This window comes from Rickettsia aeschlimannii (assembly GCF_047973405.1).
GTDB lineage: Bacteria > Pseudomonadota > Alphaproteobacteria > Rickettsiales > Rickettsiaceae > Rickettsia > Rickettsia rickettsii.
Genome location: NZ_JBFQGO010000005.1, coordinates 39,638 through 56,192 on the forward strand (window position 1 = coordinate 39,638; position 16,555 = coordinate 56,192).

The window sequence follows — 16,555 nt, forward strand, 5'->3', positions numbered from 1 at the left end:
CTAGACTTTATTTTTTAAAACCTATAATAAAAATTGTCTTAGGACTATTTTGGATAATGACAGGAATTATTTCAAGCATTTTTGCTTATGATGCTAGTATGCAAATTATAATATCACTAGGATTTGATAAACAAATAGCACCTTACATATTATATGTAAGCTGCTTTACAGATATTATTCTTGGAATTCTACTAATTATCAAAAATAAAATAAATAGGGTATGTAGTTTACAAATTTTATTAATACTAGCTTATACTCTACTATTAACATATCTTAAGCCAATATTGTGGCTAGATCCGCTTGGTCCAATATTTAAAAATATTCCAATAATATTACTTACTTTAGTATTCATGGCGGTTTTTTTTATGCGGTGGGCAAATAAAACCGGTGATTTGAATGCAACGGCATATACAGCTCGCACTACAGTTATAGCTAATCTTCGTTTTACTACTTTATAGCTTACCTTAACTTATATCGGATACATAATCGCCGGTAGTTGTTGGCTTCCGGTGGTATGGATTCAAATTCAACTACGAAATATGGCACTTGAAGCATTAAAACAGCGAATTCCCCTACCGGAAAATATTATAAATTATTTAAATTATGGTTCTCTACCTAGGCTGGCCGGCATTTATCAGTTTGAGTATTATTTTTTTATGGTATTTAAACCGCTATAACTAAATTAGTATTGTCCCGTGGTCAAGCCGGCGTTGTTGTGTGGATACCAACCCATCATTACGAGCAGTCGTAGGTCTTGTTGCAGGCTCGTTTATGTCATTCCCGCCTACGCGGGAATTACATAGAGAAGAAATAATATTTACGCCGGTATATCTTCAATAATCGGTTGTTTTTTGTTTGATTTTGTAGAAATGAGAGAGGTCATTACCGGTTCGACTAAGCCATTAACTACCTCTTTTGTAATAGTAACACGCTGTTTTTTTAGCTCGGCAACTTTATACATACTATCAAGCAAAAGATGCTCAAGTATTGAACGAAGTCCTCTTGCTCCCGTCTTTTTAGCTAGAGCTTTTTCGGCAATAGCTTCTAAGGCTGAATCGTCAATTACAAGCTCAGCATCATCAAGCTCAAATTGTTTCTGATATTGCTTTACTATGGCGTTCTTAGGCTTAGTTAAAATTGTAATTAAAGCTTCGTTATCTAACTCATCTAAAGTAGTGACGATGGGTAATCTACCGATAAATTCAGGGATTAAACCGAATTTAGTTAAATCCTCAATTTCTAGGGATTTAAGAATCTCACTATTATTTTTCTCTTTATCTATATTTACGTTAGCTGCAAAGCCTATAGAACTATGATCAGTTCTTGAGGTTATAATGCTATCAATCCCCATAAAAGCACCACCGCAAATAAATAAGATATTTGAAGTATCTAACTGTACGAAATCTTGTTGTGGGTGTTTCCTACCACCTTGAGGAGGCACAGAAGCAACTGTTCCTTCCATAATTTTAAGTAATGCCTGCTGTACTCCTTCACCCGATACATCCCGTGTAATAGAAGGATTCTCCGATTTACGGGCAATTTTATCAACCTCGTCAATATAAATTATACCTTTTTGTGCTTTTGCTATATTAAACTCAGCTGCTATCAATAAACGTAGTAATATATTCTCAACATCTTCACCGACATACCCGGCTTCCGTTAAAGAAGTAGCATCCGCCATAGTAAAAGGTACGTCTAAAATTTTAGCAAGCGTTTGAGCAAGTAAAGTTTTTCCTGAACCGGTAGGACCAATCAGTAAGATATTCGACTTATTAAGCTCAACGTCATTATTGCCGGATTGTACATATTCAAGCCTCTTATAATGGTTATAAACCGCGACTGCTAAAATCTTTTTCGCTTGATCTTGCCCAACTACATAATCATTTAGAATTCCACATATTTTTTGCGGCGTTGGAATTGAAGAAGTAATTTGCTTTAAAGCAACTTTACTTTCTTCTTTCATAATATCTGTACATAAATCTATACATTCATCACAAATAAATACTGCAGGACCTGCTATCAGTTTTTTTACTTCATGTTGTTTTTTACTACAAAACGAACAAATCAATTCTTTCTTATCAGCTTCTACTACCATTAACTTTCTTTTTTATGTTCATTTTAACAATTCTTACTATAATACTCTTGCGTACATATAATAATCTTTATGCTCATTTGCAACTATTTCGTATTTTTTAAGAATTCCTTCCCTAGCAAAACCGCATCTCTCAAGAAGATTAATCGAACGAAAATTATCAGTAATTACTGTTGCTTGTACTCTTATAATACCAATATAATCAGCAAATTTTAAAATATTCTTTATAGATTTTAACATCATACCTTGACCCCAAAAATTAGGATCTAGATCATAACTTATTTCTGCTCTATGATGCTCTAGATTTATTATATTAAAACCAGCAGTACCTATTAATTTATTATCGTCTTTAATGGCAATTCCCCAATAAAAACTCCTATGATTTTTATATAAACTAGACCAATAACGTATTTCCTCTCTGGCTTCTTCTACGTCTTTAGGCCTATTGCTATCAGTTATATAAATAGCCATTTCCGGCTTACTCATATAATTAAAATAATCTTGTGTATCCTCCGCGACTAACTCTCGTAAAACTATATCATTTAAATCAAGCACAGGAAAAGGGGCATATAAATGTCCTCTATTTATCATATATACTAACTATTTTTCTGTATAATATAAATATACTCATATTATACAGAAGATTTTTAAATAATGAGTACACAAGGTGAAAAAGTTTTCACCTTGTATACAAATTTACTTCATATTATTTTATTATTAATTTTACTTATGAGTATATATCTATAATTATACATACTTAATCGGGTCTTGTACATTATTCTTTTTAAAAGCATCAAGTCGTGCAATGCATGATAGACATTGACCACAAGATAAACCGGCTTCTGTTGGATCATAACATGATATTGTTTTACTATAATCTACTCCAAGCTCAAGCCCTTTTTTAATTATTTGCTCTTTGGTCATATTTATTAAAGGAGCATGGATAGTAATTTTTTCTCCATTTACTCCTACCCTAGTTGCTAAATTTGCCATTGTTTCAAAAGATTTTATATATTCAGGACGACAATCAGGATAGTTAGTATAATCATTAGTGTGTACACCAATAAAAATATCTCTAGCTCCTATAACCTCAGCAACTCCTAGTGCATAGCTTAAAAATATTGTATTACGTGCCGGTACATAAGTAACCGGTATGTCACTTGGTAATTGATCTGTGTTTTTAAATTTTGGTACATCTATATTATCATCAGTCAATGCAGAACCAATAAATGACTGCAAATCAATATTAATAACCCTATGTTGTTTTACATTATAATCTTTAATTAATCCTTGGATTTTTTGGACTTCCAGACTATTGCGTCTATGATAATTAAAACTTAGAGCATAAATTTCATAATCCATTTTGCTAACTATCTCAAGAACCGTAGTAGAATCAGGTCCACCGCTTAATAAAATAACTGCTTTTTTTTTCATTGTTTTACCGATAAAGTTAATTTTTGAGATACTAAAGCATTTAAACTAATTTTTGCTCTAAGTGCTTCAAGTACTAAAGCTCGATGCACACGTTTATCTACTCTAACATTAAACTGTCCACTATACTCTTTCCTAGACGGAGCTAAGGGAATAGATTGATTATGACTTATATAACTTTCTTTCATTAAAGTCCAAGCTTGTTGTAATTCTTGCAGTGCTTTTTCAGGCGAATTACCAAAAGCTGATACATTCGGTAGCTCTTCAAATCTTGCTAGCCAATCTTCATCCGTATCTTTAAAAAGTTCTATAGTAAACCCGTCAAATGTATCATTTGTTTTCATCTTCATTTCCTTTTGCAAAGTTTAAAAATTGTCGAACTTGATATTCTTTTACCATATTTCCAAAAGTATGAATAGATAACCTATTTCCTTTGGACGAGTACCAAATCTGATGGCTACCTTTTTGCCTATCTTTAACCCAACCGCACTTCATTAAAGTATGAATCAGAGAAACTTAATCCTTTAGGATTTTGTTTAGCTTTATTTATAAGTTTTATATACTGATTCATGTTGTAACTATATATAGTTATAATATATAAGTCAAATAATATATGTTAATACAATAAATATTCTTGACTAACTCCTTCTGATAATCTAAATTTACGTTGTTAATTTATGGCGGGTGTAGCTCAGTTGGTTAGAGCATCAGGTTGTGGTTCTGAGGGTCGCGGGTTCGAATCCCGTCACTCGCCCCATATTTTGGAATTGTTGTGTGGTTACCAAATCATCATTGCGAAGAAAATTACAAAGTAATTGACGAAGCAATCCAGTAAAAAAATGCTAAAATTAGTACTTTTTTATTATTTTTCTGGATTGCCACGTCGCTTCGCTCCTCGCAATGACATTTTTTTCTTATGGATATCAAACTTTTATATAGACTAGCTAAATATCTAAGGTTCTATAAAAAAGATTTGATCATCGTTATGATCTCTTTACTTAGCGTATCAGCTTCATTATTACTAATCGGTAGTGTTTTTAGAAATTTAGTTGATAAAGGCTTGGGCAAAGACCATATTTTATCGGTTGATAAATCTATATTATATATTTGTTTATTAATTATCATCTTAAGTATTGCTAGTTTTTTTCGTTCATATTTTATCAATAATGTTGCTGAAAAGGCAGTTACTCAAATAAGGAAAGAAGCTTATAGTAATTTAATTAATTATGAAATTGAAGAGTTTGAAGAACTAAAAATCGGCGATATAATTTCACGCCTAACAAATGATATAGATCAAATATCTACTCTCATCATTAATTTCTTATCTTTTTTTATTCGCAATTCGGTGATGCTAATTGGCGGCATTACATTAATGTTTTTTGAAAGCTTTAAACTCGCTTCTATAGTAATTATTACCATTCCTATCTTATTAATTCCTTTAATTAAATTCGGCAAGCATGTTAAGGTTTTATCTAAAAAAGCTCTAGAATCTAAGTCACTTTTAGCATCGGATATTGATGAAACTTTTAATAATATTAGAGCTATTTATGCTTTTAACCATCAAATAAACAAAATTGCCGATTTTGACACTAAATTACAAAACTACTTAATATACTGCAAAACCCGTTTAAAAATTCGTGCTTTATTCTTTGCGATTTCAATAGCCGTTATATTTCTTGCGATTACTTTAGTCGTTTGGATCGGAGCTTCAGATATAGTGAAAGGTCATTTATCTGCGGGACAAATTATCTCGTTTATTTATTATGCGATTATCGCCGGAGTTAGCTGTGGCGGTATTTTTGAACTACTAAGCGAAATGCATTTACCTGTTACAGCCCTTGAGAGAATAATTACAATTATAGATAAGACACCTATAGCACATAATAATTATTTAGAATTAAATAATTCCGATCCAATCTCGATAGAATTCAAAAATGTTGATTTTACCTATCATTCAAGACCTAATTTAAGGATTATTAATAATATGTCTTTGAAGATAAATGCCAATAAGTTTCTTGGTATTGTAGGTAGATCAGGTGCAGGAAAAAGTACTGTGATACAGTTACTGCTGCGTTTTTACCGGCAAGAAAACGGCACTATCCTTATTAACAATCAAGATATAACTCTTTTAAATCCTGCTGAAATTCGTAAATTAATTGGCTATGTTCCTCAAGAGGCTAGCATTTTTTCCGGCACTATAAAATCAAATATTATATTCGGTAATAATGAAGCAAGCGACGACGAAATAAATGAGATAATAAAAATTACAGGAATAGAAGAATTTGCTGCTAAACTTCATGACGGTATAAATGCTAAAATCGGTGAAAGAGGCGTTAGATTATCAGGAGGACAGAAACAAAGAATAGCTATTGCTAGAGCATTACTACGCATGCCGCAAATTTTACTTCTTGATGAGGCAATGAGTGCTTTAGATACGATGAGTGAACAGAAATTACTAGAGTCTATAAAAAAAATAATGAAAGGGAACATTATTATATCAATTGCCCATCGAATTAGTAGTATAGAATCAGCTGATTATATTTTAGTAATAGATAAAGGAGGAGTAGTCGCTGAAGGATCACATAATGATTTATCTAAAAACTCAGAAATTTATCGAAATATTTGCAGAGAGCAGTTAACAATATAAAGGGGTATGTCATTCCTGCGAAAGCAGGAATCCAGTCAACCTTTAATGTCATAACACGACTTGATCGTGGTATCTTAGGGCATAATCTGTGACACAAGATCCCATGGTCAAACCACGGTATGATACTGAACGCTTTTTACTGGATTCCCGCTTTCGCGGGAATGACAATAAAGTATATAATTGATATATTTGTTACAATAAAAGTTCCTTAGTATAAAAAATTTAAATGTTTAATATAATTTAGCTTGAAAGCTGCCGTGACTTTGTTATAATCGTAATTACAAAACAAAAAAGGTTTACAAAATGAAAAATTTATTAAAGATTTTATTAATTCTAGCTTTCGCAAGCCCAGTATTTGCTTCATCAATGCAAATGCCTGACCCAGCTTCAGTTACAACAACCCAAATACAAGCTATGAGTACTGACGATCAACAAGCTTGGGTTGCTAGTTTAACAGCAGGTCAGTATAATATGTTAAGTCCTGATGTCCAAAAGTGGGTAATGGAGAATACTACCGATACTCAAAAACAAGCTTTAGGAATTAATCAGTAATATTTTAATTAATTTTTAAAATTGATAGGGGATTGTTAACAAAATAATTTTAATTGATAATTAAAAAGAATTTTTAGCGAAAATTAATAAGATTTTTGAAGGAATAGTTAATCCTATTTTAAAAAAGCCTTATAATTTGCAGTAAAAATAAATTTAATTAGCTTTAAAATTTATTTTGTTAATAGTCTCACATGTTAGGGATCATTATTCTTAACATATATCACTAAAAGTTTCTGCTTGCACTTCCTTTCAGTCTTCCTGTTATCGTGTCATGGTATATACTCCTGATAAATAAAAATTGCTAGACGAGCATAAATATTCATTTATTCTTTCTTTAGTAAAACAATACACTAATTATTGTAAGCTATAAGAATATAGAAAGCTAATTTGTTGCGTGGCTTTGCTGCCATTCCTGCATCCTTATTTATGTCATTCCCGCAAAAATGTTGTTGCGTGGATCGGTTTTTCCGTCATTGCGAGAAAATTTACAATAGTAAATTGACGAAGCAATTTTGGGGAAAATTCCTGAGATTGCTACGCTCCATACGGTCCCTCGCAATGACGACTTGGTATATATACAACAATACCTCGCAGGGATGACATCGCACAGACTTTCTGATTCAATAATACTTTAAAATAACCTCAAACTAACAATTACTTATGAAATTAATTATTACCGTAATCATCATGGAAATACTCGCTGGAGCGGAAATAGATTTATTCGTTCCAAGTTTTCCTGAAATACAAAATACATTCAACCTTTCAACTTTTATGACAGAGTTACTACTTGGTGTTAATCTAACTGCTTATTGTATTACTTCACTTATAGTCGGTAATTTAGGAGATAGGTACGGACGCAGAACAATTATTATACTCGGTTTACTGATTTTTAATCTTGGTAGTTTATTTTGTGTATTTGCAAATAATTATGTAGTTATATTATTTGGAAGATTTTTGCAAGGATGCGGGATATCGTCGGTTGCAGTGCTAGTATATGTTGTTCTTGCCGATATTTATTCGGTACAAGAACAGCAAAGATTAATGGGCATTTTAAACGGCACTATTGCCCTTTCTATGGCAATAGCACCGGTTATAAGTAGCTACGTCAATTTATTTTGGGGCTGGCGTAGCAATTTTGTTTTGTTGCTTATAGTAGGTTTGATCAGCCTAATTCTTGGTATATTATTTATTCCAAAAAGAAAAGTTAATAAAAAAATACGTATTTCTTTAAAAGAATATATACCTATCTTCAAATCGTCAAAAGCTATGTATTATATACTTACAATGATATTTCTTGCACAAGGATATTGGATATTTATTGGGATTGCTCCTATTTTATATATGCAAGATTTAGGTGTAACTTTAGAATATTTCGGACTTTATCAAGGAGCAATGGCGGCTCTATTCTCAATTATGAGCTTTTCAAGCGGTTATTGCTTTAAAAAATTCGGTATTAAAAATTGCTTCTATTTTGGAGTTATATTTATAATACTATTCCTACTAGGAAATAGCATATTAGTTGTATATAATATTAATAATCCTTTAACCATAACAATAGTTACTTTATTATTATCTCTTGGCGTGATATATCCGATTAATATATTATGGCCATTGCTTTTAGAAGCTATTCCGGACGGTAAAGCTCGTATGATGGCTATTTTCACTGCGGCTAGATTGATTTTAACGGCATTTGGGCTACAATTAGTAGGATTTTTATATAACGGTACTTTTACTCCTCTTGGCATTACTATATCCAGTGTTACGCTATTTGGGTTAGTAACATTACCTAAATTATTTAAGTACGATAAAGTCTTTGAGATTTCTAGTAACGTGTAGATGTCTTTATGTCATCAATTGTGTCGTCATTGCGAGGAAATTACAAAGTAATTGATGAAGCAATCTCAGGAATTTGTTATTATTTCATAAGATTGCCACGCAGCCTACGGCTGCTCGCAATGACAAAAAAGCTGATTCACGCAGGGATAACCTAGAAACGGATGTAAGAAAAAATAAACAAATGATCAATAACAATTTTATCTTCAAGATAGCTTTCAGATATTTTAGAGCTAAGAAAAACGAAAAGTTTGTTTCTATTATTTCTGCCTTTTCTTTAGTGGGCGTAATGATCGGCGTTGCAGCATTGATAGTAGTCATGTCCGTTATGAACGGTTTTCATATAGAGCTTACTAAAAATATTATCGGCTTAAATGGGGATATAGTGATAAATCGGCAAGGTGGTAGTATTGATAACTATGAAGAGATTAAAGCCAAACTCCTAAAACAAGATTATGTAAAGCATGTAACATTCATTGCTCACGGTCAAGCTTTGGCTCTTGGTAAAAGTAATAATAGCGGTGTACTTGTTAAAGGTATGAAATTAAAGGATCTAAGTGTAAGAAATGAAATTTTTAAAAATGTAAATTTTGGTAGTTTTGATAATTTTCACGGCAAAAACGTAATAGCACTCGGAGAACAATTAGCAAGCAATTTAGGCGTAACCGTTGGGGATAAGATTAGATTAATTTCACCGAATTCAGTTTCTACCGCCTTTGGCAGTATGCCAAGATCAAAAGAATTTAAAGTTATAGCAATTTTCAATAGTGGTATGTATGATTATGATTTGACAACGATATTAATGCCGCTTACCACAGCACAAAATTTCTTATCTCTCGGCAACGATATTAATTTAATCGAAATTAATAGTCTAGATCCCGATAAAGCTCTCGCATATTCATATAAAATACAATCACTATTAGATCCAACCCTATATGTATTTAATTGGCAAACCTTAAATTCACAATTTTTAAGTGCTCTTGCTGTTGAGCGTACGGCTATGTTTACTATTCTATCTTTAATTATTACGGTTGCCGCATTTAATATTATTTCAAGCTTATTTATGCTTGTTAAAGATAAAACTTCAGATATTGCAATTCTTAGAACTATGGGAGCAAGCACTAAGCAAATAATGCTTATTTTTATCTATAATGGAATGTTTATAGGATTACTTGGCACAACACTAGGTGTAATCCTTGGTGTTACCTTTTCTTATAATATTCAAACTATCAAGAATTATTTGGAACGTATAACCGGTACTAAAATTTTCGAGGCAGCTATTTATTTTCTTTATAGTTTACCTTCAAAAGTAAGAGCCGAGGATATTATTTTAATTACCTCTTTATCTATAATATTGTGTTTTCTTGCGACAATTTATCCTTCTTATAGAGCCTCAAAATTAAATCCCGTGGATGCCCTAAGATATGAATAATACAGTCCTCATTTTAAAAAATATCTCAAAACATTACAGCCAAGGCAAAACTATTGTTAGAGTACTAGATGATCTTAATCTAATGGTTAATGAAGGTGAATTAATCGCTATAATAGGTTCTTCAGGTAGCGGCAAATCAACTTTACTACATATTGCCGGCTTGCTTGATAAACCTACAAACGGTCAAGTCATCATACCAAATAGCAAATATCAAAAATATCATCTCATTCGTCTTCATTACTTAGGTTTTATCTATCAACAACATCACTTACTTAAAGATTTTACCGCTCTTGAAAATGTTATTATGCCGAGGCTTATTAGTGGTCTTGATCAAAAAGAAGCAATAGAAGATGCAACAAAGATATTAGATGATTTAGGGCTTGGGGAAAAACTCTATAATATGCCCGGAGAATTATCGGGAGGAGAACAACAACGGGTCGCTATAGCTCGGAGCTTAATTAATAAGCCGAAAATTATTTTAGCAGATGAACCTACAGGTAATTTAGATCCCAAAACTACAAATGAAGTATTTAATTTATTTTTAAAAGTAGCAAGAGAACAAAATACCGCAGTTATTATGGTAACACATAACCATGAGTTAGCACATAAAATGGATAAATTATATAAGCTAAAGCACGGATTATTAAATATAGCTTGATTTAAAGCTCAAAAATTCTAATAATTATATGTAGGTTCTGTGAAGATTTCTAAAAAGATTTAATTTTGACTCTTTTTTGCTGCAAATTATAAGATTTTTTTGAAATATGAATAACTATTCCTTCAAAAACCTTATTAATTTTCGCTAAAAAATATCTTAAAATAGTAAATCAATTAGAAATTTTCACAGAACCTAATATTCTTTTAATAAAGGTTAGTAATGGCTGAGCCTATTATATTTACTCTTTTACTTGGAGATGAAGATCGGATATTAGAGACAATAAACAAGCAGGAAGCTCAAAATAAACTGCCTATTATCAGGCTAGAAGTGAATAAAGCATCACATATACCTGATAAAGAACGTATTTTTTCGGAGATCTTACAAGAATCCCACAAAAAGGGCAAAACACCGATTTTTAATATTCAACTTAATAACAATAATATACAACCTATTTTTAAGGTACAAGATTTAATTAATTTACAAAATTTAAATATAAAAACTACTATTACTTTTGATCAATATAATTCATTACCCCAAAATTCTGAACTAGAAGCTTATTGGAAGGAAATTATGAAAAAAGTTGATCATGTTTTTTTTACAAATGAAGCAGATCAAAATTTATCTATAGCCGATGGTATAGTACCAAAAGATAAAGCCACTACAATTACGGATATAAGTTTAGTAACATCTGTTTTTAACAATCTTGTATATGATCGTAAAATTGATCAATTACTTTCCGGTACAATACCTGATAAAGAAAAGCTAGATAAAATAATAAAAAACGCTAAAAATCAAGGCGGTAGAGTGATTATAGAAACTTGGCCTCTTTCTGCAGACGAAGCAACAAATCTTATCACTGCTAAATTCGGTATTACCTCTGAAGATCAAATTTACGGATTGAAACTCGAAATTAATGAAATTTTAAAAGATTCAAATAATGCTGCTGAAAACTTAAAAAAATATGTATCACAAATATCTAGGCAATTTCAAAAAGATTTAGGTAAAACTGCGGTAAATCCTATTGACTTTAATTTTAATACAAAGAAAGTTATGAATGATAGACCTAAGGATATACAAGTAGAGCAAACAACATCATATGAACCTCCAAAAGCAAACCAACCACAACCGCAAGGTTTTTTTAAAAGAATTTTTAACTATTTTAAAGATATAATAACTAGTTTTAAAGAAGCAACATTCGGCAAAAAAGAAGAACCTAAAAAAACTCACGAATCAACAACTCCAACTACGGAAGCAAAGCCGACAATAACAGAAGAACCACTAACCACTGTTGCATCTTCTATAAATCCACCGCAACAGCAAGCTCCCGCTAATAATCAAAAACCATGGGAAAAATTAGGAATTCCACAGAAAATGTATAAGGAATCTCTAAAAGCAGGACAACAATTAGCCAAACCAGTAATAGAGCCAAAACAGCAGATACCTGAAAAAAAATCATCACCAGTTATAAATACTGAAGATAAAGTTGGTGTTTATAATACAGGAAATATAAAACAACCTACTTATTTATACACTGAAGATGATATAAAAAATATATTGGAAACAAATATAGATAAGAATATGTTCTCTATATTTCATCATGTCTCTTTAGAAGAGCCGGAAATACTAAAAGATACTCTTCGTGTTACAGTAGAGGGTTTAATACTAGATAATAAGCCTGCAATTATACCACTAAATACAGGACATAAACATTGGTTACTCTTAATGGCTAGTAAAGATGATAAAGGTAATATAAACTTTATGTATAATGATCCCTATGGTGAGCCATTGGAATCTCGACCAAAAGTAACAGAATATATTACCGAAATTTATCCCGATGCAAAAATAACAGACCTAAATACCAAGCAACAAGAAAATGTATATGATTGCGGAGTTTTCGTATGCGATAGTGCGATAAAACTCTCCAAAGGGCAAAAAATTCTAACTACTGAAGAATCTAAAGAACAAGGTATAAATTTAAGGAAAGCTCAAGCTAATACATTATTAATACAGCAACAAGCAATAGCGATTGGACACAAATCACACAAGACATCATCTACAAATGACAAATTTCAAAATCTTATTAACAGCCGAAAAACAAAAGATACTAAAAGGAGTCATTGATAACAAAAAAACATTAGGCAAAATCTATAATTACTAATATAATTATTTATAGTTAATTTATATTTTAACAAAGAATGACTACCATACTTGTGATCGTTATTATAATAATGATCACCTTATCTGCTTTATTTGCCGCTACCGAAACTGCTATTACCGCTTCTTCCCCAGGGAAGATTCATAAGCTTAAAATTGCCGGTAATAAGCGTGCTAAAACAGTTTTAGAGATTCTTAAGAAAAAAGAAAAGGTCATAGGAACTTTATTAATAGGTAATAGTTTAATCAATACTGTTTGTACCACTATTGCTACTACTCTCTTTATTAGCTTTCTTGGAGATAATGGCCCCATTGTTGCTTCCGGCGTTATGGCTTTTATAATTATTGTTTTTGCCGAAGTAGTACCGAAAGCAATAGCCGTTGCTAAACCTGAACAATTAGCATTAAAAATGGCTTCAACTATCATAATATTTTTAAAGCTTTTCAAACCTATTAATATTGCTCTTGATTACATTACAAAAATATTTTGCTTCATATTTAGTATTAATTTAAATCCTCAAATATCAGGAACGGAAGAAGTAAGAGGCGTGATTGAGCATTACCATCAAGAAGGCGGAGTTTATAAATCTGATCGTAATATGCTCGGCGGGATATTAGATATACGTAATATGACGGTATCAGAAATTATGACTCACAGAAGTAGTATTATAGCCCTTAATATCGACCTACCTCATGAAGTGATAATTAAAACTTTATTATCGGGTGCTCATACACGTATACCTTTGTGGCAAGATAATAGAGATAATATAATAGGGATTTTCAATCTAAAAGATTTGCTTAAAGCATTATATGAAAATAATAATGATGCAAAAAAAGTTGATATTAATAAACTTCTAACCCCACCTTGGTTTATCCCTGAGAATGCACTTGTAGTAGACCAACTACATGCATTTAGAGAACGTAATAATCATTTTGCTTGTGTTGTAGATGAGTATGGTACTCTACTGGGTATTATTACTCTTGAAGATGTTATAGAAGAAATCGTAGGCCCAATTACTGATGAACATGATAGACTTAATAATGAAATTATCAAGAAGTCTAATACCGAGTTCATTATAAAAGGAACTACGACTATTAGAGATATTAACCGAGAACTTGATTGGAATTTATCGGATGAAGATGCAAACACTATAGCAGGATTAATAATCCATAAAATTGCTAGAATTCCAAATCAAGGGGAAGTAATTGAAATATTTAATTTAAAGGTAATTATTTTAAAGAAAATTGCCAATAAGATTGATAGCGTAAAAATTACCGTATTACCTACTACCGAGGGAACAATAAGCAGTGAGTGAAATCGGTAATTTTTTATTGCTAACAACGATGTGCTTGTCGGTTATCGGTTTATCTTTTGTCTTTTATGTAATTCCTGCGAAAGCTGGAATCCATAAAAAATCTCTATTTTATAGACTGGATTCCCGCTTTCGCGGGAATTACAACTACCTCATTACTTTCCCCTTCTACATAGCTGCCTCATGTGCTATACTTGCCTTTTTTACCCTAGTCTATGCTTTTATTATCTCTGATTTTTCATTACAAAATGTTTTCTTAAATTCCAGTACTTTAAAACCTTTAATATATAAAATAGCCGGTAGTTGGTCGAGCCACGAAGGCTCAATGTTATTATGGTTTTGTTTATTACAAATCGTTAGTTACTGTTATATATTTTTACTTGAAGATAACCGTCTTAAATTTTTATCTATTATTATTCTATCAGCCATACAATTATTTTTTAGCAGCTTTATTTACTTTACCTCCAATCCTTTTAACGTGTTTTCTTTCGTTCCTAAAGAAGGGTTAGGCTTAAACCCGATGCTACAAGATATTGCTTTGAGCATCCATCCTCCTCTGCTTTATTTAGGCTATGTTAGCTATGTAGTACCGTTTACTATTGTTTGTGCCTCTATGTCATTCTCATACCCACTTATGTCATTCCCGCGAAAGCGGGAATCCATTAATGACATAAGACTTCTCAAAACATTTTCCAATATCGGTATCTTATTTACTACCATAGGAATTAGCCTTGGTTCTTGGTGGGCATATAGAGAACTCGGCTGGGGCGGATTTTGGTTTTTTGATCCGGTAGAAAATATTTCACTATTTCCTTGGTTATCCGGAATTATGCTCCATCATTCTATAATTGTAACAACAAAAACCGGACGTATGCAAAACTGGACGATAATTTTATCCATCATTACTTTTTTATTAGTAATATTTAGTACTTTTTTAGTACGTTCCGGTTTTATTACCTCAATTCACTCTTTTGCATTCTCACCTGAGAGAGGAATATACTTGCTTGGGATATTTTTGATTATGGGGATTGGTAGTATTGGGTTGTATACTACCACGTCATTGCGAGGAAATGCATTAGCATTGACGAAGCAATCTCAGGAAACTAGCCGAGATTGCCACAGCCACTTTTGTGGCTTCGCAATGACGAATTGTGGAAACTCCATACTCCTCGGTAATATATTCCTCCTTCTTAGCCTTATTGTGCTAATAGCTGTCACACTTTATCCACCAATTTACTCTTTATTCGACGATAAACCTATTATTATTAGTGAAACATTTTTTGTTAATAATTTTATTATATTCGTTATCCCTATTCTTGGTACCATAGGATTATTTACTACCAGAAGCTCTATTAAAAAACATATTATAATTCTAATATTATCTCTAATAATTACTTATTTAATATCATTAAAAGTAACATTTAGTGTTATATCGATTTTAACTATAATCGCATCTATATTTCTTATGCTTCATAATATTCATTATTTTTTGGTTAAAACTAATTATTGTAGAAATAGACTTAAAGCAAGTAACGCTAGTATGATCCTTGGACATTTTGGTTTTGCACTAATTAGTTTTAGTATTACTATGAATACATTATTACAAAGTGAAATGGATTTTACCGGCAGAGTAGGAACAAGTAAAACATTTAACGAATTTAAGGTAACATTGCAAAATATTAAGTTTGCTCAAGGTAAAAATTATTATAGACAAATCGCTGAATTTTGGCTTGAGGATAATAGCCGTAATATAACTATATTAAAGCCGGAAAATAGGCTTTATATAGTTGAAAAGAGTTTATCGCAAGAAAGTGATATATACTCTTACTTATCATATGATCTTTACGCAGTTTTAAGTAATATAGACGGCGATATAATCCATGCTAAAATATATTACAAGCCAACGATGAGCTTTATTTGGCTTGGAATTATTCTTACCGCGTCCGGTTTTTTTATTGCACTAATCAGAAAAAATTCTAGCTAATTTGAACCATCACATTTAAGGTTTAAAATTTTTATACTATTCGGATGATCAGCTCCGAATTGTTCTATCTGATTATTACGGAATTTTTCATACCAAAATTTCTTAGGTAAAGTACAACTAGCTTTAGCGACTACAAAATACATATTACTTATTTCATACACATTTTTCATATTTTCTTTATAGTTATTCCAATATATATTTTCAGCAGTAGCATAAGTATCTACCGCCTCCTCATTTTGATTAAATAACACTAGTGCATCCCCTTCAGCAACAAACGTTTTTGCCAAATCTATATCCGGTGATATAATAATCTCTTTGTTAGGTCTAGTTGGATCATTAAGAAAAATTGCTTTAGCTTTTTTATTTTAGAGCTTCGGTAACATCATCTAAACCTAGTTTTGCTCTTGATTTTTGGGTAAAAATTCGTCCAAATACTTGATTTTCCTTTTTTTACTCGAC

General features: G+C 31.6%; 16 protein-coding genes and 1 tRNA gene. 11 read left to right on the forward strand and 6 right to left on the reverse strand.

All coding sequences use genetic code 11. The features are described 5' to 3' along the window. Positions 1-56: 56 nt before the first annotated feature. Both AB4K15_RS04745 and AB4K15_RS04750 read left to right on the forward strand, forming a co-directional pair. Entirely contained in the window at positions 57-458 is a 402-nt protein-coding gene (locus AB4K15_RS04745; RefSeq protein ID WP_500225111.1) for a DoxX-like family protein, read from the forward strand. A gap of 51 nt (positions 459-509) precedes the next feature. Further along, positions 510-677, forward strand: coding sequence for a hypothetical protein (locus AB4K15_RS04750; RefSeq protein WP_500225113.1), 168 nt, complete (start codon positions 510-512; stop codon positions 675-677). A 140-nt stretch (positions 678-817) separates the two neighbouring features. Here AB4K15_RS04750 and clpX read toward each other — a convergent pair whose 3' ends face one another. The 5 genes from clpX to AB4K15_RS04775 all read right to left on the reverse strand — a co-directional run bounded on the left by clpX (position 818) and on the right by AB4K15_RS04775 (position 4,018). Next, the gene (clpX, locus tag AB4K15_RS04755; RefSeq protein WP_032073522.1) at positions 818-2,095 is read right to left on the reverse strand and encodes an ATP-dependent Clp protease ATP-binding subunit ClpX; all 1,278 of its coding nucleotides are present in this window, start codon (positions 2,093-2,095) and stop codon (positions 818-820) included. Positions 2,096-2,131: 36 nt separating this feature from the next. After that, positions 2,132-2,683 carry a GNAT family N-acetyltransferase gene (locus tag AB4K15_RS04760; protein WP_032073523.1) on the reverse strand — a complete coding sequence of 184 codons (552 nt, stop codon included), beginning with the start codon at positions 2,681-2,683 and terminating at the stop codon, positions 2,132-2,134. Positions 2,684-2,839: 156 nt separating this feature from the next. Continuing rightward, positions 2,840-3,526: a 7-cyano-7-deazaguanine synthase QueC gene (gene queC / locus AB4K15_RS04765; protein ID WP_032073524.1), complete on the reverse strand. Its 687-nt coding sequence runs from the start codon at positions 3,524-3,526 to the stop codon at positions 2,840-2,842. Continuing rightward, positions 3,523-3,867: a toxin-antitoxin system HicB family antitoxin gene (locus AB4K15_RS04770; protein WP_500225724.1), complete on the reverse strand. Its 345-nt coding sequence runs from the start codon at positions 3,865-3,867 to the stop codon at positions 3,523-3,525. Before AB4K15_RS04770 ends, queC begins: the two co-directional genes overlap by 4 nt. Beyond that, positions 3,854-4,018, reverse strand: a complete 165-nt coding sequence (locus tag AB4K15_RS04775) for a type II toxin-antitoxin system HicA family toxin (RefSeq protein WP_084698729.1) — start codon at positions 4,016-4,018, stop codon at positions 3,854-3,856. The genes AB4K15_RS04770 and AB4K15_RS04775 overlap by 14 nt, the downstream gene beginning before the upstream one ends. A gap of 185 nt (positions 4,019-4,203) precedes the next feature. On the opposite strand from AB4K15_RS04775, the gene AB4K15_RS04780 reads away from it, so the two are divergent. The 9 genes from AB4K15_RS04780 to AB4K15_RS04820 all read left to right on the forward strand — a co-directional run bounded on the left by AB4K15_RS04780 (position 4,204) and on the right by AB4K15_RS04820 (position 16,096). Continuing rightward, positions 4,204-4,280 (forward strand) — tRNA-His (locus AB4K15_RS04780). A gap of 159 nt (positions 4,281-4,439) precedes the next feature. After that, complete coding sequence (locus AB4K15_RS04785) at positions 4,440-6,170, forward strand: ABC transporter transmembrane domain-containing protein (protein WP_032073525.1); 1,731 nt, start codon at positions 4,440-4,442, stop codon at positions 6,168-6,170. Positions 6,171-6,473: 303 nt separating this feature from the next. Further along, the gene (locus tag AB4K15_RS04790) at positions 6,474-6,722 is read left to right on the forward strand and encodes a DUF2673 domain-containing protein (protein WP_014365492.1); all 249 of its coding nucleotides are present in this window, start codon (positions 6,474-6,476) and stop codon (positions 6,720-6,722) included. Between the two features lie 660 nt (positions 6,723-7,382). Then, positions 7,383-8,558 carry a multidrug effflux MFS transporter gene (locus AB4K15_RS04795; RefSeq protein ID WP_500225725.1) on the forward strand — a complete coding sequence of 392 codons (1,176 nt, stop codon included), beginning with the start codon at positions 7,383-7,385 and terminating at the stop codon, positions 8,556-8,558. A 181-nt stretch (positions 8,559-8,739) separates the two neighbouring features. Beyond that, on the forward strand, positions 8,740-9,987 hold the full coding sequence (locus AB4K15_RS04800; protein WP_032073593.1) for a lipoprotein-releasing ABC transporter permease subunit: 1,248 nt from the start codon (positions 8,740-8,742) through the stop codon (positions 9,985-9,987). Further along, positions 9,980-10,645: an ABC transporter ATP-binding protein gene (locus tag AB4K15_RS04805; protein WP_032073527.1), complete on the forward strand. Its 666-nt coding sequence runs from the start codon at positions 9,980-9,982 to the stop codon at positions 10,643-10,645. Before AB4K15_RS04800 ends, AB4K15_RS04805 begins: the two co-directional genes overlap by 8 nt. Positions 10,646-10,864: 219 nt before the next feature. Further along, entirely contained in the window at positions 10,865-12,766 is a 1,902-nt protein-coding gene (locus AB4K15_RS04810; RefSeq protein ID WP_032073528.1) for a Ulp1 family isopeptidase, read from the forward strand. A gap of 74 nt (positions 12,767-12,840) precedes the next feature. After that, positions 12,841-14,115, forward strand: a complete 1,275-nt coding sequence (locus AB4K15_RS04815) for an HlyC/CorC family transporter (protein WP_032073529.1) — start codon at positions 12,841-12,843, stop codon at positions 14,113-14,115. Continuing rightward, entirely contained in the window at positions 14,108-16,096 is a 1,989-nt protein-coding gene (locus tag AB4K15_RS04820; RefSeq protein WP_084698730.1) for a heme lyase CcmF/NrfE family subunit, read from the forward strand. Before AB4K15_RS04815 ends, AB4K15_RS04820 begins: the two co-directional genes overlap by 8 nt. On the opposite strand, the gene AB4K15_RS04825 is transcribed toward AB4K15_RS04820, so the two are convergent. Further along, positions 16,093-16,383 carry a hypothetical protein gene (locus AB4K15_RS04825; protein ID WP_032073530.1) on the reverse strand — a complete coding sequence of 97 codons (291 nt, stop codon included), beginning with the start codon at positions 16,381-16,383 and terminating at the stop codon, positions 16,093-16,095. The genes AB4K15_RS04820 and AB4K15_RS04825 overlap by 4 nt on opposite strands. Between the last annotated feature and the right edge of the window lie 172 nt (positions 16,384-16,555).

Excerpts from the sequence above, each read along its gene's own strand:
- AB4K15_RS04760 (WP_032073523.1), bottom strand. The coding sequence starts at position 2,683 with ATGATAAATAGAGGACATTTATATGCCCCTTTTCCTGTGCTTGATTTA.
- AB4K15_RS04790 (WP_014365492.1), top strand. The coding sequence starts at position 6,474 with ATGAAAAATTTATTAAAGATTTTATTAATTCTAGCTTTCGCAAGCCCA.
- AB4K15_RS04770 (WP_500225724.1), bottom strand. The coding sequence starts at position 3,867 with ATGAAAACAAATGATACATTTGACGGGTTTACTATAGAACTTTTTAAA.
- AB4K15_RS04785 (WP_032073525.1), top strand. The coding sequence starts at position 4,440 with ATGGATATCAAACTTTTATATAGACTAGCTAAATATCTAAGGTTCTAT.
- AB4K15_RS04795 (WP_500225725.1), top strand. The coding sequence starts at position 7,383 with ATGAAATTAATTATTACCGTAATCATCATGGAAATACTCGCTGGAGCG.
- clpX (WP_032073522.1), bottom strand. The coding sequence starts at position 2,095 with ATGGTAGTAGAAGCTGATAAGAAAGAATTGATTTGTTCGTTTTGTAGT.
- AB4K15_RS04810 (WP_032073528.1), top strand. The coding sequence starts at position 10,865 with ATGGCTGAGCCTATTATATTTACTCTTTTACTTGGAGATGAAGATCGG.
- AB4K15_RS04775 (WP_084698729.1), bottom strand. The coding sequence starts at position 4,018 with ATGAAGTGCGGTTGGGTTAAAGATAGGCAAAAAGGTAGCCATCAGATT.
- AB4K15_RS04745 (WP_500225111.1), top strand. The coding sequence starts at position 57 with ATGACAGGAATTATTTCAAGCATTTTTGCTTATGATGCTAGTATGCAA.
- AB4K15_RS04805 (WP_032073527.1), top strand. The coding sequence starts at position 9,980 with ATGAATAATACAGTCCTCATTTTAAAAAATATCTCAAAACATTACAGC.
- AB4K15_RS04800 (WP_032073593.1), top strand. The coding sequence starts at position 8,740 with ATGATCAATAACAATTTTATCTTCAAGATAGCTTTCAGATATTTTAGA.
- queC (WP_032073524.1), bottom strand. The coding sequence starts at position 3,526 with ATGAAAAAAAAAGCAGTTATTTTATTAAGCGGTGGACCTGATTCTACT.
- AB4K15_RS04815 (WP_032073529.1), top strand. The coding sequence starts at position 12,841 with ATGACTACCATACTTGTGATCGTTATTATAATAATGATCACCTTATCT.